General features: G+C 72.4%; 14 protein-coding genes. 4 read left to right on the top strand and 10 right to left on the bottom strand.

Going from position 1 to position 20,748, the window contains the following annotated elements:
* Positions 1–48 precede the first annotated feature (48 nt).
* The 5 genes from AC07A4_RS12780 to AC07A4_RS12760 all read right to left on the bottom strand — a co-directional run bounded on the left by AC07A4_RS12780 (position 49) and on the right by AC07A4_RS12760 (position 8,759).
* Positions 49–4,314, bottom strand: a complete 4,266-nt coding sequence (locus AC07A4_RS12780; RefSeq protein ID WP_478596788.1) for an AMP-binding protein — start codon at positions 4,312–4,314, stop codon at positions 49–51.
* Positions 4,311–4,895 carry a DUF6309 family protein gene (locus AC07A4_RS12775; protein WP_478596786.1) on the bottom strand — a complete coding sequence of 195 codons (585 nt, stop codon included), beginning with the start codon at positions 4,893–4,895 and terminating at the stop codon, positions 4,311–4,313. Before AC07A4_RS12775 ends, AC07A4_RS12780 begins: the two co-directional genes overlap by 4 nt.
* 15 nt (positions 4,896–4,910) lie before the next feature.
* Positions 4,911–5,708 carry a phytanoyl-CoA dioxygenase family protein gene (locus tag AC07A4_RS12770; protein WP_478596784.1) on the bottom strand — a complete coding sequence of 266 codons (798 nt, stop codon included), beginning with the start codon at positions 5,706–5,708 and terminating at the stop codon, positions 4,911–4,913.
* A 172-nt stretch (positions 5,709–5,880) separates the two neighbouring features.
* A complete protein-coding gene (locus tag AC07A4_RS12765) occupies positions 5,881–7,311 on the bottom strand; it encodes an MFS transporter (protein ID WP_478596781.1) in 1,431 nt (476 codons plus the stop codon).
* Positions 7,312–8,573: 1,262 nt separating this feature from the next.
* A complete protein-coding gene (locus tag AC07A4_RS12760) occupies positions 8,574–8,759 on the bottom strand; it encodes a hypothetical protein (RefSeq protein WP_478596778.1) in 186 nt (61 codons plus the stop codon).
* Positions 8,760–8,879: 120 nt separating this feature from the next.
* Here AC07A4_RS12760 and AC07A4_RS12755 point away from each other — a divergent pair, with 120 nt between their 5' ends.
* Positions 8,880–9,287, top strand: a complete 408-nt coding sequence (locus AC07A4_RS12755; RefSeq protein ID WP_478596775.1) for a hypothetical protein — start codon at positions 8,880–8,882, stop codon at positions 9,285–9,287.
* Here the strand turns inward: AC07A4_RS12755 and AC07A4_RS12750 are convergent.
* Positions 9,257–10,021 carry a class I SAM-dependent methyltransferase gene (locus tag AC07A4_RS12750; RefSeq protein ID WP_478596772.1) on the bottom strand — a complete coding sequence of 255 codons (765 nt, stop codon included), beginning with the start codon at positions 10,019–10,021 and terminating at the stop codon, positions 9,257–9,259. The genes AC07A4_RS12755 and AC07A4_RS12750 overlap by 31 nt on opposite strands.
* A 286-nt stretch (positions 10,022–10,307) precedes the next feature.
* On the opposite strand from AC07A4_RS12750, the gene AC07A4_RS12745 reads away from it, so the two are divergent.
* Entirely contained in the window at positions 10,308–11,042 is a 735-nt protein-coding gene (locus AC07A4_RS12745) for a bestrophin-like domain (RefSeq protein WP_478596770.1), read from the top strand.
* 161 nt (positions 11,043–11,203) lie between these two features.
* Here AC07A4_RS12745 and AC07A4_RS12740 read toward each other — a convergent pair whose 3' ends face one another.
* A complete protein-coding gene (locus AC07A4_RS12740; RefSeq protein ID WP_478596767.1) occupies positions 11,204–11,938 on the bottom strand; it encodes a hypothetical protein in 735 nt (244 codons plus the stop codon).
* A 221-nt stretch (positions 11,939–12,159) separates the two neighbouring features.
* On the opposite strand from AC07A4_RS12740, the gene AC07A4_RS12735 reads away from it, so the two are divergent.
* Positions 12,160–13,635, top strand: coding sequence for an amidase (locus AC07A4_RS12735; RefSeq protein WP_478596765.1), 1,476 nt, complete (start codon positions 12,160–12,162; stop codon positions 13,633–13,635).
* 180 nt (positions 13,636–13,815) lie between these two features.
* Here AC07A4_RS12735 and AC07A4_RS12730 read toward each other — a convergent pair whose 3' ends face one another.
* From AC07A4_RS12730 to AC07A4_RS12720, 3 genes are all read right to left on the bottom strand, one after another.
* On the bottom strand, positions 13,816–14,310 hold the full coding sequence (locus AC07A4_RS12730) for a MerR family transcriptional regulator (protein WP_478596763.1): 495 nt from the start codon (positions 14,308–14,310) through the stop codon (positions 13,816–13,818).
* Positions 14,311–14,394: 84 nt separating this feature from the next.
* Positions 14,395–15,423: an aliphatic amidase gene (locus tag AC07A4_RS12725; protein ID WP_478596760.1), complete on the bottom strand. Its 1,029-nt coding sequence runs from the start codon at positions 15,421–15,423 to the stop codon at positions 14,395–14,397.
* Between the two features lie 178 nt (positions 15,424–15,601).
* Complete coding sequence (locus AC07A4_RS12720) at positions 15,602–16,471, bottom strand: alpha/beta fold hydrolase (protein ID WP_478596758.1); 870 nt, start codon at positions 16,469–16,471, stop codon at positions 15,602–15,604.
* Between the two features lie 125 nt (positions 16,472–16,596).
* Here AC07A4_RS12720 and AC07A4_RS12715 point away from each other — a divergent pair, with 125 nt between their 5' ends.
* Complete coding sequence (locus tag AC07A4_RS12715; protein ID WP_478596755.1) at positions 16,597–20,748, top strand: trypsin-like peptidase domain-containing protein; 4,152 nt, start codon at positions 16,597–16,599, stop codon at positions 20,746–20,748.

Here is a 20,748-nt window from a genome sequence, read left to right as displayed (position 1 = left end):
TCGGCCCGCCGCGCTGGCGGGGCCGGTTGGGGCCGTACGAGAGAGTGGTCAGCGGGCGGGATCGGCGGGGACCGGCGAGCGGTGCGGCAGGAAACCGACGTCGGCGGCCCAGGACAGCGCGGCCGACCACCACTCGGCGGTCGGCTCGGCGAACCGCACCCCGAGCCGGTCGAGGACGGACTGGCTCCACGCGCTGTCGACGACGACGTTGCGGTCCCCGAGCTGGGACCAGGTCGAGGCGATCCTGGCGACGGTCGGATGGTGGCGCTCCGCGCGGGCGAGCGCCGCGGCGAACGTGGCGTCGTCCGTGAGCCGCACCGGATAGCCGTGCCGGACCATCCACGCCACCAGCTCGTCGTGGGCGACGGTGTGCGGGGACTCCTCGTGGTAGACGCCGGGCGCCGCGTGCGGATGGAGGGCGAGCGCCGCGATCCCGGCCGCCACCGTGTCCACGTACGAGAACTCGAACGTTGTCGAGGGGCGGCTCGGCGCCGCCCCGGCGAGGACGTAGCCGCGCACGGTCTGGTAGATCCGGTTGTCGGCGACATTGCGCTGGAACGCCCCGGTCCCGCTGTGCGCCGCGATGTGGCCGCTGCGGTGGACGTAGGCCTGGCGGCCGGACGCGGCCCAGGCGCGCACGGTTTCCTCGGCGCGGAACTTCACCTTCTCGTACGGGGTGCGGAAGGTCTGCCCGATGCGCAGGTCGGCCTCGCTGAAGCGGCGCGCGGGGCCCTCGACCTCGCCCGAGACGGCCAGCGTGGAGACGTGGTGGAAGCGGGCGCCGGGGGCGTGGGCGTCGATCCAGTCGAGCAGGCGCCGCACCGCGGTGTGGTTGGTGCGCTCCAGGTCGGCGGGCGAGGCCACCAGGCGGACGTCGGCCGCCGCGTGGACGACGACCCGCGCCGCGCGGGCGCGGGCGAGCCCGGCCGGGGTCAGGCCGAGGCCCTCGGCGGTGATGTCACCGGCGATGACGTCGGCGCCGCCGAGCCGCCGGGCCGCGTCGGCGTCGCTGTCGCCGCGGACCAGGCAGGTCACGCGCGCGCCCCGTGCGGCCAGTTCGTCGAGCACGTGCCCGCCCAGATAGCCGGTCGCCCCGGTCAGGAGCACGGGCACCGGCTCGCGCGTCACCCGCCAGTGCCCGCGCGGCGGCGCGACGCCGGTGTGCACCAGCTGGCCGGACGTGGACACCGCCGCCCTGACGTACGGCGGGGGCTCGGCGTCCGCGGCGGCGGCCACCGCGCGGGAGAACCCGGCGACGATCCGCTCCGCGCTGTCGTGCGCGAGGCGCGGCCAGGCGTACACCAGGTCGGTCACCAGGCGTCCTTCGACGATCCGGGCGGTGAGGCGCAGCCGGTACAGCGAGTCCCCGGTGGCGCAGCGGGCCGCTCCGGCCTGTTCGTCCGCCACCGACCAGCCCAGGGAGGGCTCGTCGGGCAGCCGGAAGGTGCCGAGGAAGTTGAACGCCGCCTCGGGGCGCACGCCTTCGACGTCCATGGGCAGCTGGGGGGCCTGCCGCACCAGGTCCTCCACCTCCGCCGTGCGCCGGGTCGCGTCGGGCGCGGCGGTGGCGTCGACGGCGAGCCATTTGACGGCGGTGAACCAGCCCACCGTGTCCAGGTACTGCCCGTCGTCCCCGTCGGTCTCGCGGCCGTGCGTCTCCACCTCCACACCGAGGCTGCGCTGACCGCTCCAGGCGAGCGCGGCGTCGGCGAACGCCGAGAGCAGCACCGCCTCCAGGCGCTGGGCGCGCCCGTGCCGCGCGACGAGCCTGCTGGTGGCCTCCTCGTCGAGGCTCCAGACGAGGGTCGCCGGTTCGGTGCTCGACGTGGCGTCGTCCACGGGCAGCCGCGGCGCGACCGCCGGGTGCGCGGCGGAGGCCCGGGGCGCGGCGGCGGCCCACGCGTAGAAGTCGGCCGTCGGCGGCAGGTCGGCGCGCCGCCCGGACAGCGCGGACCGGTAGGCGGCGGCGAGGTCGTCGAGGAGGATGCGCCAGGAGAGCCCGTCGACGACGAGGTGATGGGCGATCAGCGCGATCCGGTCGTCGACGCCCGCGCCGCCGGCGAACAGATGCACCCGCAGCAGGCGCCCGGCCTCCGGGTCGAGACCGCGGTGCAGCTCGGTGCAGACCGCGCCGACCACTTCGGCGGCCGCGTCCTCGGCCCGGATCGGGGAGTGGCTCACCGCGTCCAGGTCGCCCGCGGGCCGCAGCGGGCCCAGGCCGCCGGGGCCGAGCGGCCTGCGCAGCGCTGTGTGCCGGTCGAGGACGGCCTCGACGGCCCGCGCCAGGGCCCCGGCGTCCACGCGCTCCTCGCAGCGCAGCAGCACGGACTGGTTCCAGTGCCGCGGCTCGTCGACGGGCTGGCGGAACAGCCACCGCTGGGCGGGGGCCAGGTGGCGCGGCTCGGCGGCGAGGGCCTCGGCGCGCGGCTGGGGCAGGCGCCGCGAGGAGGCGGCCACCGCCGCCAGGCCGGTGGGCGTCGGGTGGTCGTAGAAGTCCTCGAACGCGACGCGGTGGCCGCGCCGCCGCAGGAACGCGATGGTGCGCATCGCGAGGATCGAGTCCCCGCCCAGGCTCACCACGTCCGCGTGCGGATCGACCACGGGCAGGCCCAGGGCGTCCGCCCACAGCTCGCACAGCGCGTGCGCGAGCGAGGCCGCGGAACGGTCGGCGGGGCGCGCAGGGGCGGAGGGGCCGGGCCGCGCGGTGCGGGCCCGTGACTCGATGAGGCCGGAGACGACGGCGCTCAGGCGCGCGCGGTCGAGCTTCCCGTTGGCGCCGAACGGGAACTCCGGCAGCGCGAGGATGGGCTGCGGCACGGAGTAGCCCGGCAGCCGGTCGTGGAGGTGCGTCTGGAGCGCGGCGAGCGCCTCGTCCTCTTCCCCGTCGCCGGTCAGGCGCACGGCGGCCAGGAGCTGGCTGCCCGCAGGCGTGGCGCGCACGATCACCGCGCCCTGGCCGACGCCGGGGAACTCCTCCATGGCCCGCTCGATCTCGGCGGGGTCGACGCGGAAGCCCCGCACCTTGACCTGGCGGTCCGAGCGGCCGACGAAGACGATGTTGCCGTCCGGCCTGCGGCGGCACACGTCGCCCGTCCGGTACATCCGCCGTCCCTCGTACGAGAGGAAGCGGCGCGCCGTCTCATAGGGACGCCCGAAGTACCCGGCGCTCACGCCCTGCCCCCCGATGTGCAGTTCACCCTCGGTGGCGGCGTCGGGCACGGGGGTGGGGGAGCCGGGTGTGTGGGGCACGAGCCGCAGCTCGGCCTCGCCGATCGCGGTGCCGATGGGCACAGTGGGCTCGTCCGCGGGCAGGTCGGCCACGGCGGAGGCGAGGAAGCAGGTGGCGCCGACGGTGGTCTCGGTCGGCCCGTAGTGGTTGGCGACCCGCGCGGCGATCCCGTCCTGGAGCAGGCGCGCGGCGAGCGACCGGGGCAGCGCCTCCCCGCCGAGCAGGACGGTGCCCAGGGCGGGCGCGTCCCGCGGCCGCCCGGCGAGCAGGGCCGTCAGGTGCGAGGGCGTCGTCTTGAGCACCGAGACCCCGGCCTCGCGCACGGACGTCCAGAACGCCTCCGGGTCCCGCGCCTGCGCGTCGGGCACCACGTGCACCGACCCCGCGGTCGCGAGCGCGAGCAGCCAGGAGGTGTGCCCGAGGTCGGCGGCCAGGGTGGTGACGTGGGCGACGCGCGGCGCGTCGGCATCGCTGAGGCCGAGCCGGTCGCGCAGGGCGAGCGCGTAGTGCACCGCGTTGGCGTGGGTGACCGCGACGGCCTTCGGCTCCCCGCTGGAGCCGGACGTGAACGACAGGTACGCCAGGTCGTCCGGCGCGCACGACGGGGTGCGCGAGGGCGAACCGGAGGGCGCGGCGGTCGCGTTGAGCGGGTCGCCGGGGTCGCTGGCGGCGAGCGCGTCGACGTCGACGTACGTGGTGCGGTACGGATCGGGGGCGCCCGCGTGCGGAGTGGTGGCGAGGACGTGGCGCACCTTGACGGCGTCGAGGCGCCGGTGCACATCGCGCGGGCTCCAGCCGGGGTCGACCAGGACGGCGACGGCGCCCGCGCGCAGCACGCCGTGCAGCAGCGCGCACATGCGGGCGTCCCGGGGGCCGAGCAGTGACACCCGGTCGCCGCGCTCGGTGCCGAGGCGGGCGAGTCGGGCCGCGATGTGGGCGGCCACCGCGTCGAGTCGGCGGTGGTCGATGGCGCGGTCCGCGTCGCTGAGGGCGGGGCGGTCCGGGTGGGTCAGGGCGTTGCGTATGAGCAGGTCGGGCAGTGTGGCGTCGGGCAGCGACGCGGGGGAGCGCATCGCTCGGGTCATGGGCGGAGACCTCCGGTGGTGGCGTTCGGCGCGCCCGGGCTGTCGTCGGCCGGGGCGAGCGGGGCGAGGTCACCGGCGATGTAGGCGGGCAGCTCCTCGCGCGGCGACAGGCGTCCGGACAGCTCCCAGGCGAGCAGGCGGTGCAGGCCGTCGAGGTGGACCAGGCCGTCGTCGGTGGGCAGATCGGCGTAGTGGTCGTGCGGAATGGGGCGGGTGGTGAGGTAGATGGAGCTGAACGCGGCGGTGCGGAACAGGGCGATCTTGCCGCTGCAGACGGGGTTGGCCGCGGTGAACTCCGCCTCGTGCGCCCGCAGCAGGTCCGCCGCCTGGCCGACGGTGAGGCCGGTGCGCGGGACGAGCTCGCGTCCGCCGCCGCAGCCGAGGTGCCAGGGCAGAAGGACCGAGCGGACGTCGGCGCGGGAAAGACGGATCGTCGACCAGATGCCGAAGGTCGCGTCGGCCAGGCGCAGCGCGCTGTCCGCGTCCACGTTGGTGTTGACCTCGTGGGCGCGGGTGACGGGGTGGTCCTGGTGGAAGCGGGCGCGCACTTCCTCGAAGGTGGTGGGGGCGATGATGTGCATCCGTGCCGTCCTCTCTCACGCCTGCCGGGCGTACTCGGTGAAGTGCCGCTCCGCGAACAGCTCAGGCCACCGCCCGCCGTCGAGCTCACGGGCGCGGGCCGTGGCGAGCATGTGCCGCCAGTACGGCTTCACGGGCCGCCAGCGCGCCCCGGTCTGGCAGTACGACGCGTCGACGAAGTAGCGGGGCGGGGCGCCGGGCGGGCTCGGCGCGGGTCTGCGGGCGTGCAGCAGGGCGGAGTTGATGAGCACGGTTGAGCCGGGCGGGAGCACGTCGATGACGACCTCGCCGGGCAGTTCGGCGGTGCCGAGGTGGGCGAGCGCGGACTTGCTCCAGGTGTTGCGGTGGGAGCCGGGCGCCACGGTGAGGGTGCCGACCGTGCCGTCGAGCCCGCCGAGGTAGTGCAGCGCGTGCACCATCACCAGGTCGCGGTCGCCGAGGTCGTTGGGTTCGTGGTCGTGGTGCCAGGCCTTGCCGGGCGCCGAGGGGTTGTGCCGGTCGCTGTGCAGGTGGTGGAAGACGAACGGGGCGCCCATGAGGTCCGCGATGATCCGCAACAGCGGCTCGTGGGTGAGGAGTTCGCCGTGCGCGGGCAGTTCGAGCTCCATGACGGGCGGCGGATCGTGCTCGTTGGGGTCCAGGCAGGCGGCTATCGAGCGGGACCGCAGCCCGTCGTCGACCCAGCGGTCCACCTCGGGTACGAGCCGGTCGAGCAGTGACGCGGGCAGCAGGCCGGGCAGGACGAGATAGCCCGCGTCCGCGAAGTGTTCCCGTTGCGCCGATACTGTCCCGCTGCCCTCGAAGGACAATGGCATTTGCCCCACACCTTTCCGTGACCGGGAGTGATGATTGAGGAATGACGAATGGTAAATGACGAATGACGGTTGGCGAATGACGTAACGACGGTTGTCGAATGACAGATGGCTAATGTCGGACTGGAGTTGACAGCGTTGTCAGTGCTATTGGTTCGAAGGGGTCGCGACCGGCTCAGAGCCGACCGGTGCCGCTGGTTCTGCTCGATCCGCCGGTTCTGTTCGAGCCGCTGGATCCACTGAGTCCGCTCGGCTGCGACGGCGGTATTCCCGGTGGTGGGGCGACTGTTCGGGGACTCGGCGTGTCGGCTCTCCCCAGCGAGGAGAACCGGGTGCCGAGCCACACGAAGAGCTGGATGGCGGCGATGGCCGTGAACAGTGCCGTGACGCCGAACTCGACGACCAGCCAGCTGCCGAGCAGCGAACTGACCGGAACGGCGGCGAAGGGAATGGCGCGCTGCAGTCCCACCACCCTGCCGAGGAATTCGGGGTCGACCGCGCCCTGCCGGTAGGTCCGCCAGGGCACGATGAACGTGGAGGTCGTGGTGCCGACGACGAACCAGCACACGGTCAGCGCGCCGATACCGGGCCATATCGCGGGCACCGTCAGGGCGAGGGCCTTCACTGCCATGGCCGACCCCATGAGCGTGCCCGGGGAGAACCTCCGCAGCAGCGCGGGCGAGGCGGCGGCGCCCAGGACGGCGCCGAGTCCCTGGGCCGCGGCGATGACCGCGAGGGAGGCCGGGACGTCTCCGTCGGGTCCGGCGACGATGTAGACGAGGTTGGCCGCCGCGGCGGGGAAGGTGAAGTTGGCCAGGGTCAGCAGGATCGTGGCCGAAAGCAGAGCGTGCTGCGTCGCCACCATGCGCACGGCCGCGACGGCGTCCGGCACGAGTGAGCGGCACGCGGCCCGGAACGACGCCATCAGTCGCTGCCGCGTCGCGAGGACGGCGGTGGCCCCGATAAGCAGCGCGGAGACGGCGAACGACGCCGCGTTCAGAAAGCTCGCGGCCGTCGGGCCGAGCAGCGTGACGACCGCGACGCCGGCGACCGGGCCGAGCATCGCGAGGGTGCCGTCCGCACCCTGGACCCAGGCGTTCATGGCGGCCCGTCGGTGCCCGGCGACCCGTTCGGTGATGAATCCCTGGAACGCCGGGAACGAGAAGGGGCGTACGCAGCCCAGCAGAAAGGCCGCCGCCATCACCAGGATCGTCGGCGGTTCGATCAGGCAGAGCACACCGATTCCGGCGACGATCACCGCGGAGACCACATCGCAGGCGATCATCAGCTGCCGCCGGTCGGCACGGTCGGCGACGACTCCGCTGAACAGTCCGATGACCACGAACGGCACGAATTCGACCGCGTAGGTCAGCGCCGTCGAGACCGCGGAGCCCGTCAGCTGGAGCACAAGGACGGGCAAGGCGAACCGGAATATCCAGTCCCCGCTGCTGGAAATGATGAACGCCGTCCGTAACAGCCTCTCGTCCCGGCGCTGGGGGTCGGGCTTCGTCAGGGAGTGCGGTACGCGTTGCCGACACAGTGCACAGGCGGCGCGGGATGAGCGCGTGACGTGTAAGCGCCGTCCATGCGTGTGAACAGCAATCACAAACCCTCCCTCGCAAAGGAAAAGCACAGAAAAACGGAAGCGCGTACTTGACGACTCCGTGTCGTACGTGCGGTGTTCGGGGCCTTGGTCGGATCGCCCTCAGAGAAGCACAGGAGGCTTAGGTTCCGCCATCCTCGTCCTGCAATCTGAGACCATTTCAACATGTGCAACGCTGGCATTTCATCATGTGCAACGACAGGTAATTCCTGGCGTGCTTGGCGGGGGAATCTACTCGCGCCGGATTGGTAAAACAAGCCATTGACTGGCCGCGGTGCGAGGGGTATGGTCTACACCACTTCGCATGCAATGCGCAGGTGAGGTGTGCCCACTCGCGCCCGCGATGGACCTGCCCGTTGCATTACTCGCGAGTTATACCGGTGAGTTAACTTCGGCTGCCTCCGGAGCGGCCGGATCGCGGACCGTTGTGTCCGTGTCCGTATCCAGATCCGTATCCGCATCCAGATCCCCTCCCCGCCCGCACGGGTCATCTGTACGTGCACTCTCGCGAGCGCGAGCGCGGGCGCGCGGGTGTGCGGGTGTGCGCGAGCGGGGGAGGGCGGCCGGGCGACGCCTTCGGCTGCTGGTGCCGCCATCCACGCGGGCGAGGGTCACCTCGGCGCGGCGGCGTGCCGGGTGCCCTCGCGAATGCCTCGCTTCCGGCGCATGAATTTCAGGGGTCGGCCCGTGGAATTAAAGGCGGGGCCGGCGGTCAAGAATGCCTTCGAAGTCGAGGCTGCGCCATTTCACGCCAACGCTTTTCCGCCTCTCTATTGCGCGCTCATATTCTCCTCGAATCGCATTCGAGGGTTCGTGGCCGCCGCGAAACGGAAAGAGGATCCGCCGATCAGGGAACTCGCTCTGGGGCCCGCCGCCGTTGATCTCACCGGAGGAAGTCGATCGCCTGCCCGCTTCGGCCTCCGCCCGGGCCGAGGCGGTGGCTGCCGCCTGCCGGGTGGAGAACGACCGCAGCCTGTCGGTGGGGGTGCGGATGACGGAAACATCGCCGTGCGGTACCAGTGAACCGCGACAGCGGGAGGTGCCTTGTCGGTCGGAGCGATGGCCCGCGACCGTTCCAGTTCACGTGCGACAACAGGCTCCAGAACCAGTGGTGGCACCACGGTCAATTATTTTGGAGAGACTGGTCATGTCGTCGGCCCAGGCGCTGACGGCGGTGAAACTCCTAGACGCCAGCTCTCTCGTCTTGCTGGGGGAGACCACATGGCGTGGAGGCCGCTGATGCCGCAACCGCGGGCCGGGCGGGACTACTTGGGCGGAAGCTCCGCCGTGACCTCCATGGCCCACTTCAGCAAGTCGTCAAGGACGTCGTCGTCGAGGATCTCCTCGGCGAGGACCACCCAGCCGTTCTGCTCCTTGCCGCGGAACACCATCTGCTTGGCCCCGGGGCGGGACAGGGCCTCGTCCATGCCGTCAGGTCCGACGCGGACCATCAGGCCCTCCTCGTACCGATTGGGCCAGAGCGTTGCCCTGCATTCGGCCTGTACGGAGCGGTCATCGGGCTCGGCGCCATCGCGGGACCCGTCCTCGGCGGCGTCCTCACGCACCTGGACGTGCTCGGCCTGGGCTGGCCCGCCTGGGGCTTCGCCCTGATGGCCGCCTCCCTGCCGCTGTTCACGCTGTTCGTACGGCACCAGCGCGCCCACTCCCGCCGCGGCGCCACACCGCTGGTGGAGCTCTCCCTGGGCGCGGCCGTTTCGGTCCACCACCTCGTGTCGCGCTTCGGCCGCAAGGTCCTCCAAGCGGGCGCGCTGCTCATGACCGCGGGCATCCTCGGCTACCTGTGGGAGGCACACCAGTACGGCAGCACCCTCACCCCCTGGCCCATGCTGGCACCGCTGGCGGTGATGGGCCTCGGCATGGGCCTGCTCCTGTTCACCTTGCCCCGGCACGCCGCGCACCTCCGCCGACCGAAGCGGTCACGTGCCTGTCACGAGTGGGAGAACACCGCCACGTCGTAGCGTTCGAGGACTGGTCGGGGCTCGCCCGGCGGCTGGCTCCGGGCCGCTTCCTCCAGGCGGACAAGGCCCCGGTGGAACTCCTCAGCGGTGAGATGGGTGAACTTCGACTGCGGCCGCCCGGCCAGCCGGGCCCGGTACCGCTCCAGGGTCGCCGCGACCGGCTGGGCGAAGGAGGTGACCTCGTCCAGGGTGAACCCGGCGGAGCGGAAGTCGGCGACCACGTCCTCCTCGCCCGGGAAGCGCAGCTCGTCGATCGCCCGGAGCCGCGGCCAGTAGTCATACACCAGCGCGTCGAGGCGTTCGCGGAACGTGGTGCGGACGACCACTTTCCCGCCGACGCGCAGCACGCGGGCCAGCTCCCGGGCCGCTCGCGCGCGGTCGGGGACGTGGTGGATCACGCGGGACAGCAAGGCCAGGTCGAAGGAGTCGTCGGCAGCGGGCAGCGCCTCCGCCTCTCCCGGCAGATACCGCACCGCGGGATGCGGATGGTGCCGACGGGCCTCGACGAGCATCGCCTCGGACGCGTCGACGGCCACCACCTCGCTTCCCTCGATCCAGCGGGCCATCGCGGCCGAAAAGACGCCCGTTCCCGATCCGATCTCGACGATGGACGGCGATGGCCGCCGCACCTGGGAAGCGATCAGCTCGACCCAGGCCCGCAGCGAGGCTTCGGGCATCTCGTTGCCACGCTCATAGGCACCGGCCAGTCGCTCATCGTCATAGACACGGCTCATGAGACCGATCCTCACCCAGGGATCACACCCAGACAAGAACGACGAGCGTGATCCGAACCTGGTTCGGTGCGCCTACGAGCCCCGTGACGGCCAAGACCCGGCCCGGTGGCCAACGCGTCGTACGGTCAGTGCGCAGGGCGATGACGAGGGCGATAACGCGCCACCGCTTCATCCGTCCAGGTGGGTTTGTGCCGGCTGTGAATGGCGGGAGTGTCAGCCGAGCAAGCAACTCCGTGTGGAAATCTGGCTGTTGAACCACCTTCCCACTCTCGCCCTCGCTCTGATCATGGTCGGTGGCATCGTCTGCCTTGCCTTGGCGGGCAGCATGCTGACCTACCGATGGCATCCCGCGCTCGCCGAGGGCGAGCACAACGACATGGTCGGTGCGGGGCTCGGCATGTTCGCCGCGATCTACGGGATCATCCTGGCCTTCGTCGTCGTCACCCTGTGGACCGAGGCGGACGAGGCCGAAGCGGTGGTCGCCAACGAGTCGACGTACCTGGCACAGATGGTCCGGGACTCCCAGGCCTTCCCCGCCCCGCAGCGCACCCGCCTGGAGAACGCCGTCGACGCGTACGTCCACGCCCTGGTGGACGTGCAGTGGCCGCTCATGCGCGAGGGACACCCCAAGTACGGCGCCACGGAAGAGGCGATAGGGGAGATGTTCGCCGCGCTGAACTCGTTCGAGCCCAGGACGGAGCGCGAGAAGGCGTTCTATCGCGAGAGCATCAGCGACATCAACAAGATCGTCGCGGAGCGGCGGGCGCGCATCACCAAGGCCCAGCAGTCCCTGCCGGGGCTCTTCAAGGTGCTGGCGTACGGGGGCGCGCTCGTGATCATCCCGCTCACGTTCCTGTACGGGAACAAGAGCCGACGCGTGCGGCTGCTGTTCGTCGGCTCCGTCGCCGCGCTCGTTGGGTTCAGTCTGCTGCTCGTCCTCGTGCTCGACCATCCGTTCGCTGGTGACATCAGCGTGACGCCGGATCCGTTCAAAGAGGGTGCCCTGTCGAAGTTCTGGTGAGCTGTGGGCTGGGCTGAGGAAGGCCTGTCAGAAGGCAGCGGGCGAGGGTGTCCAGCGCCGTGCACGGGAGGTGCACGGCGCTTTGAGCCACTCTCGTTTGTGCTGCCCAGACCGCGCCGCACCGCTCGGTCGGCGTGAACCGGAGGTTCTCGCGGAAGGGCTCAGTCGCCCCGGAGGCGGACCGCCGCGCGCCCGGACGCCGGGTCGCGCTCCAGGATCACGTACCGGCTGAGGACGGCGAGAGCGACCAGGCAGCCGCTCATCTCCAGACCCTCCTCCACGAGCGTGCCCAGCATGAGGACGGTGCGGTGGCCGTTCTCGAGGGCCCAGCCGTTGAACGCCTCGGTGAGCAGCGCACCGCCCAGATACACCCCCAGTGCCCCCAGCAGCCCGAATCGCAGGTCACGGGGGAGCTTTCGCGCCCACAGGACGGCGCACACGGTGCCCGTCGCCGCGAGGAGCGCGCCGGGCAGCACCCAGGCGTGCGTGGGCAGCGAACCACCGGCCCACTCCTTCCACGACTTGCCGACTTCACCGAGTCGCTCGTGCAACGACGCCGTCTCGTCGATGCTCAGGAGCGCGGTCGCGGCGGCGAGCCCAAGCCAGGACAGCCGCCCCGGGCGGGCGTCGCGCCCACTGAGCAGCGCGGCTGTCAGCGCCATGCCCGTCACGGCGAGCAGCAGCGTGCTGTTCCACCACGTGGCCAGGTTGGCCTCGACGTCGACGTTCACGAACCTGCGGACGCCCGGGATGGCGTCGTAGTGGTTGTAGGCACGCGTGGCGAGGTCGGCGAAGAGTAAGAACGCGGTGGCGCCCGTGGCGAGCCACAGGACGCGGCGGGCCGGCGGTCTCCCGAGTCCACCGGCGCGCTGGTCGTGGGTTTGAGTTTCGGTCATGCATACGGAGGCTAGCGGTTTGATCAGATGAGGATGTGCTCGGGGCGCCCCGCAGGGTGCACCTTGAGACAGGGCGCGTGTGACCGCGCGTACGCGATGAACTCGGCGTGGGCGCTGGGGTGGTGACGGTTGCGTTCAACCCGGCTTGAGTTGGGACGGTTGCGTGCACCGGCCGTCCGTGAGGGACGGTGCGTACGGGAAGGTGCAACGTGGGCGGAGTGATGACCCTGACGCAGGCCGCACAGGCGCTGCGGGAGGGCGAAGTGACCAGTGTCGGTCTCGTAGAGGCGGCCATCGCCGCCGCCGGGCGCTCGGATGACGTGCTGGGTGTGTATCTGACGCGTTTCGACGAGCGGGCCCGGGCCGCGGCCCGGCGCGCGGACGAGGAGTTGGCGTCCGGCGTGGACCGGGGGTCGCTGCACGGGATTCCGTTCGGGGTGAAGGACACCATCGCGGTGGCCGACGGACCGACGACCGCGCAGAGCCTGGTGCACGACCGGAATTGGTGGGCCGGGCGGGACGCTTCGGCGGTGGCCCGGCTGCGGGCGGCGGGCGCGGTGATCACGGGGAAGACCACCGCGATGGAGTTCGGCTGCGGACTGCCGCAGGCGGACAAGCCGTTCCCCTTCCCGCGCAACCCCTGGCGGACCGACCGCTGGGCCGGAGGCTCCAGTTCCGGATCGGCTAGCGGCGTCGCGGCGGGGATGTTCGCGGCCGCCCTCGGCAGCGACACCGGGGGCAGCATCCGCATGCCCGCCGCCTTCTGCGGGGTCACCGGGTTGATGCCGACGTACGGCCGGGTGCCCGAGGACGGCTGCGTACCGCTCGGGTACAGCCTCGACCGCCTGGGCCCGCTCGCCCGCAGCGCGCGGGACTGCTCGGCGGTGCTGCGCGCGCTGGTCACCGACCCGCATGGCCACGGCGCGCCGGAGGGCGGCGCTCCCGCGGGCCACGGCGGCCGCCACGCCCCGTACACCGAGCCCCGGTTCGACGGCGATCTGACGGGAGTGCGGGTGGGCGTCGCGCGTGCGCACCACTTCCCCGACGACGGCGACCCGGCGCTGCCCGGAGTGTTCGACGCGGCCGTGTCCGTGCTCACCGGGCTCGGCGCGCGCGTGGTGGAGGTGCGCCTGCCGTACTGGCGTGAACTGGTCACCGCGATGTTCGTGACCGTGGCCAGCGAGGGCCTGGCCCACCACCGAGGTGACCTGTCCCGGCGCTGGGACGACTACTGCGTGGCCTCCCGCGGCCTGCTCGCCATGGGCGCGCTCGTGACGGGCGCGGACTACGTCCAGGCGCAGCGGGTGCGTACGGTGGCGCAGCGCGCGGTGGACGCCCTGTTCGCGGAGGTGGACGTGGTCGTGTGTCCGACCGCGTCGATCGGGGCGCCGCCGTTCGGCGCCCTGGCCGACGCGGCGGGGCACCAGGACCAGGCCGGGGTGTTCGGCAAGGTCCATACGCCGTACTGGAATCCGCTGGCCAACCCCGTCCTCGCGGTGCCGATGGGCGTCACCGGGGCCGGGCTGCCGCTGTCGCTTCAGCTCGCGGGGCCGGTGGCGGGCGAGGCGACGGTCCTGCGGGTCGGGGACGCGTTCCAGCAGCGGACCGACTGGCACCTGCGCGCCCCCGACCCCACCACGTACGCGTCGGGAACGGCGAACGGCGGGGCCCGCCCCGCCACGGAGGTGCGCGCGTGAACGGGCCGTATGACGACGCCCTCACGCTCACCGTGCGCGCCCTGCTGGATGCCGCGCGGCTCCCCGCCGACGAGCACCAGCTCGCCGGGCTCGTGACGGCGTACGCCGCGCAGCGCCCGGCCGTGGACGCGCTCTTCGACGTGAGCCGGGCACTGGCGGGCGAGACCGGGCGTCCCTCTGCTACGCGGGATGTGCCGCGGAGACCGTCGCCCGGAAGTCCGGGCACCGCTCCAGGTCGTTCCCGTGGGCACAGGTGAGGAGGTGGTGGAGGTAGGCGCGGGCTGAGTCGAGCTGGGCGATGTGCGCGTCCAGCGCCGCGACGCGCCCCAGCACGGTCGCCTTCCAGTCGGTGCCGGTGCCGGTGCCGGTGCCGGTGCCGGTGGCGGTGCTGGTGCTGGTGTCCGCGTCCGTGCCGGTGTCTGTGTCTGTGTCTGTGTCTGTGTCGGTCGCGGTGCCGTCACGGTCGAGCAGCGTGCGGATCTCCTCGACTGACATCAGCCCGGTCTCCCGCCACAGCTTGATCAGCGCGACGCGGTAGACTTGCTCCGGGTCGAAGTACCTCCGCCCGGACCGCCGGTGCGGCTCCACGAGCCCGCGCCGCTCCCAGTAGTGCAAGGTCGACAGGGGCAGCCGGAACCGGTCCGCGACCTCCCGTATCGGTGTCAGCTCATCCATGGACCCATGACATCAGGTCGACGGGCGGACAGGCGGACAGGCCGCGGACATACCGGCAGGTCGAGAGGCGGACGAGCCGACCCGTCACGGACGCGATACGGGCAGTGAGCCCACCGGGCACTCCGCCACGCCCACCGTGTCGCGGGTGATCGCCTCCACGTTCTCCGCGGCCTTGGCCGGGTCGGTGACCCAGAGCCGGTAGAAGTCGAACGGGCAGTCCGCCACGCCCCGTTCCCCCTCTCCGGCGGCGTGCACACCGGAGTAGCCGCGGTGCAGGAGCTTGAACAGGTGGTTCTGCGACTGGTCGTGGGCGCGGGCGTCGCGGATGGCGGACACCGACAGCTGGGCGTACTGGATGCCGTACTCCTCCTCGCCCGTCTCGCCGAGCGTCCGGCCGTCGAAGCCGATGAGCGCGGAGTGCCCGAAGAAGGAGTAGACGCCGTCGAATCCCGTGGCGTTGGCGACGGCGACGTAGCAGTTGTTCGCCCAGGCCATCGCCTTGGCCATGAGGACCTGCTGGTCCTTGGCGGGGTACATGTAGCCCTGGCAGCGCACGATCAGCTCGGCGCCCTTCATCGCGCAGTCGCGCCAGATCTCGGGGTAGTTGCCGTCGTCGCAGACGATCAGGGAGATCTTCATGCCCTTGGGGCCCTCGGTGACCCGCGTGGCGTCGCCCGGGTACCAGCCCTCGACCGGACACCACGGGAAGATCTTCCGGTACTTCTGCACGATCCGCCCCTGGTCGTCGATGAGCACCAGGGTGTTGTACGGCGGCTTGTGCGGGTGGTCCTCGTGCTGCTCGCCGGTCAGCGAGAAGACTCCCCAGACCCCCGCGTCGCGGCAGGCGGCGGCGAGGACGTCGGTCTCCTCGCCGGGCACGCGAGAGGCGGTGTCCAGCATCTCGGCCGGGTCGTACATGATGCCGTGGGTGGAGTACTCGGGGAAGACGATGAGGTCCATCCCGGGCAGGCCGACCTTGACGCCCTTCACCATCTCGGCGATCTTTTGGACGTTCTCCAGTACCTCACTCCTGGTGTGGAGCCGAGGCATCTTGTAGTTCACCACCGCGACCCCGACGGTGTCCGGGCCAGAGGCGATGTCACCATGGCGCATCGCGTGCTCCTTCCGTTGTGTTGCTTGGCCTGTCGTGGCGTTGCCTTGTCTTGCGGGTGTCTCCGCCCAGAGAAGCGCCCGCGCTGGCGGCCTGACAAGCGGGGAGTCAGCCGGGAACCGGACGCGGCGGGCGCCCGAGGAAAACCCTTCCCCAGCCCCCGCCGAAACCGGTCAACCCCTATGCGCCCACGGCGTCTTCGACGAATCGCCGCAGGTGCGAGCGCACAGCGTCGGGCCGCTCCAGCCAGGGCTCGTGCCCCGCGCCTTCGAGCAGAGTCAGCGGAAGACCGAAGCGGAGCGCGAGTGACTCAAGCGCCGAAGCCGGACGGGGATCGTCGGCCCCGCCGAGCAGCTCCGTCCGTACGGGCAGGCAGGCACGGAGAGCGGCGAGGTGCGCGTCGAGCGGATCCGCGCGTCCCTCGCCGCCGAGTTCGGCGTTCATGGACCAGTTGACCGGGCGCCGCCGCCGGGCGCTCTGCCCCGCCCAGCGCCACCCGCTCCCCGGATCGGAGTGGTCGGTGAACCAGGCCAGCGTGAGCAGCTCGACTTCCTGCTCCTCCGTGCGGTGCGGCAGCTCCTCCAGCACGCGGAGCCGTTCCCGCTGGGCGGCGGACATGCGGCGGTCGCGCTCCGCCCGGTACCCCGTACGCCAGTCACCGGTGAACGGCCCGCACATCAGCAGCATCGCGGAGACCCGGTCGGAGTGCCTCAGGCAGAAGCGGCTCGCCAGATCCGTGCCGTAGGAGTGCCCGATCAGCACGGCCCTGGGCACGTCCCACGCGTCGAGCAGCTCGGCGAGATCGTCGACGTGCCGGGCGAGGGAATGGGGTCCCCGCCACGGGGACCGGCCCGTGCCGCGCTGGTCGTAGCGGTACACCGGCGCGAGGTCCGCGATCATGGGGGCGAGGCCGCCCAGATAGTCCGGCAGCCCCGGACCGCCATGGAGCAGGACCACGGCCGGTTTCCGAGCCGTGCCGCCCAACACCGTCCAGCACAACCGCGCCTCGTCGGTCATCGACACGAGGCCCCGCGTCTCATTCAACGTCACCGCGGAGAACGTACCGGTGTCACCGAGGGTCCGCCAAAGGCGGCGCGTCTGTCACGCTAGGCGCGCGGAGGTTCACCGATCGGGGGCGGCGGGCCGCGGACCGCCGGGAGGGAGCGTGCGTGCCGGTGAACGCTGGTGGGGACGTGGGCGCCGGTGTCGTGGCGCGCCAAGTCGCGGAGATCCTCGTCCGCACGGACGGTGCGCTGGGCCGACGGGGGTCGGGGTACCGCATCGCACCCGGCACGGTCCTGACGGCGGCCCACGTCGTCGCCGGGGCCGCGAGCGTGCGGGTCCGGTTCGATGCCGACCTGGCCACGGAATGGACCTCGGACGTGGTGTCGTGGTGGGCCGACCGGCAGTGCGACATCGCGGTCCTTTCCCTCGCGCCGCGCACCGCCGAACCACCGGTCATCAGGCCGAGGTTCGGCGGTATCGGCGCGGGGCGGGCCGCGGTCCTCGCCGTCCGCGCCGTGGGCTTCCCCCGGTTCAAGCTCAGGCGCGACGACCAGCCCGCCACGGACGCGCCGGGCTGGTACCGCGACTCGCACCAGTGCGACGGCGTCGTCGCGGTGCTCTCCAACCGGCGCGAAGGCACCCTTGAGATCACGGTGCCGGCACCGGCGTCCGACCCCGATCCGGAGGTGTCGCCCTGGGAAGGCATGTCCGGGGCCGCGGTGTGGGCGGGCGAGCGCGTCATCGGCATCGTCACCCGGCACCACCGCTCCGACGGCCTCGGCCGACTCGCCGCGGCACGCTTGGACCTCGCCCTGACCGGACTCGACGAGGCCCGGCGGGCCGAACTGCGCGCCCTGCTCGGCCTGCCGGACACACTGCCCGATGCGGTCCCGCCCTCCAGGGGCGAGCGGGTGCGCGGCGCCTACCAGGCACAGGTCCGTGACATCGCTCCTGAGCGGCTGCTCGACCGAGAGGCCGAACTCGGCGAGTTGGTCGCGTTCTGCGCGGGGGACAGGACCTACGCGTGGTGGCAGGCCGGACCGTGGGCGGGCAAGTCGGCGTTGATGGCGTGGTTCGTCCTGCACCCGCCGACCGGCGTCGACGTGGTCTCGTTCTTCGTCACCGCCCGGCTGGCCCACCAGTCCGACCGGGACGCCTGCGCCACCGCCCTGATCCAGCAGCTCGCCGCGCTCTGCGGCGAGTCCCCGGACGGCCCGTTGCTCGCCGGTGAGCGTCGGGGCACCCTGCTGCGGCTGCTGGACGACGCGGCGGGCCGGGCACGGGAGTGGGGACGTCGGCTGCTGCTGGTCATCGACGGCCTCGACGAGGACAGGAGTACCGGCGGCAGCATCGCCGAACTGCTGCCCCGACGCCCACCTCCCGGGGTACGGGTCCTGGTCGCCAGCCGCCCGCATCCCCCGCTCCCCGACGACGTCCCCGGCGACCACCCCTTGCGTACGGTCGTCGCGAGGCGGCTCGGCGTTTCCGCGCACGCCCGTGACCGCCAGCGCGGCGCCACCCAGGAACTGGGCCTGCTGCTGACCGGAGAGCAGCCGCACCGTGACGTGCTCGGGCTGATCACCGCTGCCGGGGGCGGGCTGACGCTGGGGGACTTGGAGTACCTCGTCACACGGCCGCGCTCGGAGATCGAGCCCTTGCTGGGCGGGCTGTTCGGCCGCACCATCGGCGGCCGGATCGCCGAGCGGTCGGCAGGGTCCCCGGGGGAGCGGGTGCACCTCTTCGCCCACGAGACGCTGCGCGTGACGGCCGAACAGCGGTACGGCGCGGGGCTGGCCGCCTACCGCGACCGGCTGCACGACTGGGCCCAGACCTACTGGGAGCGGGGCTGGCCCGCCGACACTCCGGGGTATCTGCTGCGCGACTACTCCCGCATGCTCGCCAGCGCCGGGGACATCGCCCGGCTCGTCACGTGCGGCACCGACCAGGCCCGCCACCACCGCATGCGCGCTGTCACCGGCGGGGACGCCCTGGCCTTCGCCGAGATCGACATCGCGCAGCAGCTCCTCCTCGCCGAGCCCGAGCCCCACCTCACGAGCCTCGTGCGGCTCACCTTCCACCGAGACCAACTGACCAGCCGCTACAGCTTCATTCCCGAGGAACTGCCCGCGGCATGGGCCAGCATCGGGCACTACGGCCCCGCCGAAGCCCTCGTGAACAGCATCACGGACTGGCGCAAGCGGACGCGAGCCTGGTGCGCGCTGGTGCGGGCGGTCGCTGCCAGCGGCGACCGCGACCGGGCCGCCGAGTGGGCCGACGAGGTGGAGACGTTCATGGAGCGGCGCCCTGATCCCCTCGACAGGGCACCGGCGCTGGCCCAGCTCGCGGAGGCGGTGGCCGCCGGAGGTGATCACGAGCGGGCCGCCCGCCTGGTCGGCGAGGCAAAGGCGCTCGCCGGGCCGACCACGTACCCAGGAGTGCCGACGTGGAAGCTGGCCCAGCTCGCGGCGGTCGTGGCCGATGGCGGTGAGGGCGCCCGTGTCGCCCGCCTCGCGGATGGCGCGGAGGGTGAAGCGCGGCGGTCCACCCAACTCCATGAGCGGGCGGGGCTGTTGACCCGGCTCGTGGAGCTCGCTGCGCTCAGCGGTGACCACGACCGGGCCGCCCGGCTGACCGGAGAAGCACATGCGGTCATCGGGCAGATCGGGCAGAGCGCCGAACCGTACTTCACGGAGTCCCTGATGCGGGAGCTCGTCGCTGCGGTGGCGGCCGGTCCTGACTACGACAGGGCCGCGGCACTCGCCCGGCAGCTCAGCACTCCGTACGAGCGGGCGACGGCCTTGGCCAGGCTCGCACCGGCAGCGAGGACGCGCGGCGATCGGGCCGCACAGCTCATCGCCGAGGCGGAGGCGCTGGCCGGGTGGACCACGGACGCGCCCACCCGTGCCCGGGTGCTGCCCCTCCTCGTGGAGGCCGTCGCGGTCTGCGGCGACCGGGACCGGGCCGCGCGGTGGGCGGGCGAGGCGCAGACACTCATCAGGCAGACCGCACACCCGTACCAGGAGTCGACGCTGGGCGCGGTCGCGGCGGCGGTGGCCGCGGGCGGTGGCTACGCGCGGGCCGAGGGGATCGTCGGCCAGATCACCAACCGGGTCGCGCGGACCTGGGCCTTGGTCCGGCTCGCGACCGCGGTGGCCGCGCGGGGCGACCGCGAGCGGGCCGCCTGGCTCCTCGCCCAGGCGGAGGCGCCCGACCATCAGCTCGGCATCACGGACCTGTTCGTCCTGGTCCACCTGGTGGAGGCGCTGGCTGTCGGTGGGGACCGGTACCGCGCCGCCCTGATGGCCGACGCGGTGGAGGCGTTCATCCAACGCGAGCCCGACCAGCTCCTACGTGACCATGTGCTGCCCGAGTTGGCGGTGGCGGTGGCCGCCAGCGGTGACTACGCGCGGGCCGAGGCGCTCATCGGGCACATCGGTCAGCTGCCCGCGCGGACGCTGATCAGGTGCGCTGAGCTGGCGGCTGCCGGAGGCGACCACGATCGGGTCGCCCGCTGGGCCGGGCGGACGGAGGCGTTCATCGGGCAGCTCAGCGACCCCGGCCAGCGCGTGGACGCGACGACCGGTCTCGCGGTGGCGGTCGCCCCCTACCGCGACCAGGCCGCCCGGCTGGTCGCCACCGCCGAGGCACTCCTCCGGCAGATCACCGACCGTGACCCATGGGAGGCGGCGCTGGCCGGGCTCGCTCGGGCGGTGGCCGCCAGCGGTGACCTCGCGCGAGCCGAAGCGCTGTCCGGGCAGATCGCCAACCCGTATCACCGAGCGTGCGCCTTGGCCCGGACCGCGGAGGCGGCGGCCGTCGGTGGCGATCGTGACCGGGCCCTTCGGCTGGTCGGCGCGGCGGAAGCCGCCGCCGTCCAGACCCCCGAATCACCCCGGGAGCAGCGGGAGTGGCTGCTCACCCGGCTCATGGCGGCGGCGGCCGCCGGTGGTGACTACGCGCGGGCCGAGGCCCTGGCCGGACGGATCCCCGGCCCGCGCCCCCGGGCGGAGGCGATGGCCCGGCTCGCGGGGACCATGGCGGAAGCGAGCAAGCGGTCGGCTCCGGCTCCGGCTCCGGTTCCGGGGCAGCGGCACACGACGTCGCCGCTGATGGCTCATGCGCGACGTCTTCTCGCCAAGGCACTCGTTTCCGGTTCCTGGAGCACGGGACCCGGGGTCATCGTCGACGGTTCCTGGGGCGAGTTCGTGATCGGACTCGCCCGCGTCGACCCGCTGGCCGCCACCGCACTCGCCGACGACATGCTGAGCAGATGGGGCCTGAACGCTCTGGCCGCTGAGAAGCCGTATCCCCACCGGGCATGA

It is taken from the genome of Streptomyces sp. NPDC043996 (assembly GCF_056435225.1).
The sequence above is the reverse complement of the archived record's forward strand: the minus strand, read 5'-3'. Positions and strand labels throughout refer to the sequence as shown.

What these genes read in the sequence shown, in the direction of transcription:
- AC07A4_RS12745 (WP_478596770.1), top strand. Translation starts at nt 10,308, where the DNA reads ATGGTCGGTGGCATCGTCTGCCTTGCCTTGGCGGGCAGCATGCTGACC.
- AC07A4_RS12725 (WP_478596760.1), bottom strand. Translation starts at nt 15,423, where the DNA reads ATGCGCCATGGTGACATCGCCTCTGGCCCGGACACCGTCGGGGTCGCG.
- AC07A4_RS12760 (WP_478596778.1), bottom strand. Translation starts at nt 8,759, where the DNA reads ATGGTCCGCGTCGGACCTGACGGCATGGACGAGGCCCTGTCCCGCCCC.
- AC07A4_RS12730 (WP_478596763.1), bottom strand. Translation starts at nt 14,310, where the DNA reads ATGGATGAGCTGACACCGATACGGGAGGTCGCGGACCGGTTCCGGCTG.
- AC07A4_RS12770 (WP_478596784.1), bottom strand. Translation starts at nt 5,708, where the DNA reads ATGCCATTGTCCTTCGAGGGCAGCGGGACAGTATCGGCGCAACGGGAA.
- AC07A4_RS12750 (WP_478596772.1), bottom strand. Translation starts at nt 10,021, where the DNA reads ATGAGCCGTGTCTATGACGATGAGCGACTGGCCGGTGCCTATGAGCGT.
- AC07A4_RS12740 (WP_478596767.1), bottom strand. Translation starts at nt 11,938, where the DNA reads ATGACCGAAACTCAAACCCACGACCAGCGCGCCGGTGGACTCGGGAGA.
- AC07A4_RS12735 (WP_478596765.1), top strand. Translation starts at nt 12,160, where the DNA reads ATGACCCTGACGCAGGCCGCACAGGCGCTGCGGGAGGGCGAAGTGACC.
- AC07A4_RS12775 (WP_478596786.1), bottom strand. Translation starts at nt 4,895, where the DNA reads ATGCACATCATCGCCCCCACCACCTTCGAGGAAGTGCGCGCCCGCTTC.
- AC07A4_RS12780 (WP_478596788.1), bottom strand. Translation starts at nt 4,314, where the DNA reads ATGACCCGAGCGATGCGCTCCCCCGCGTCGCTGCCCGACGCCACACTG.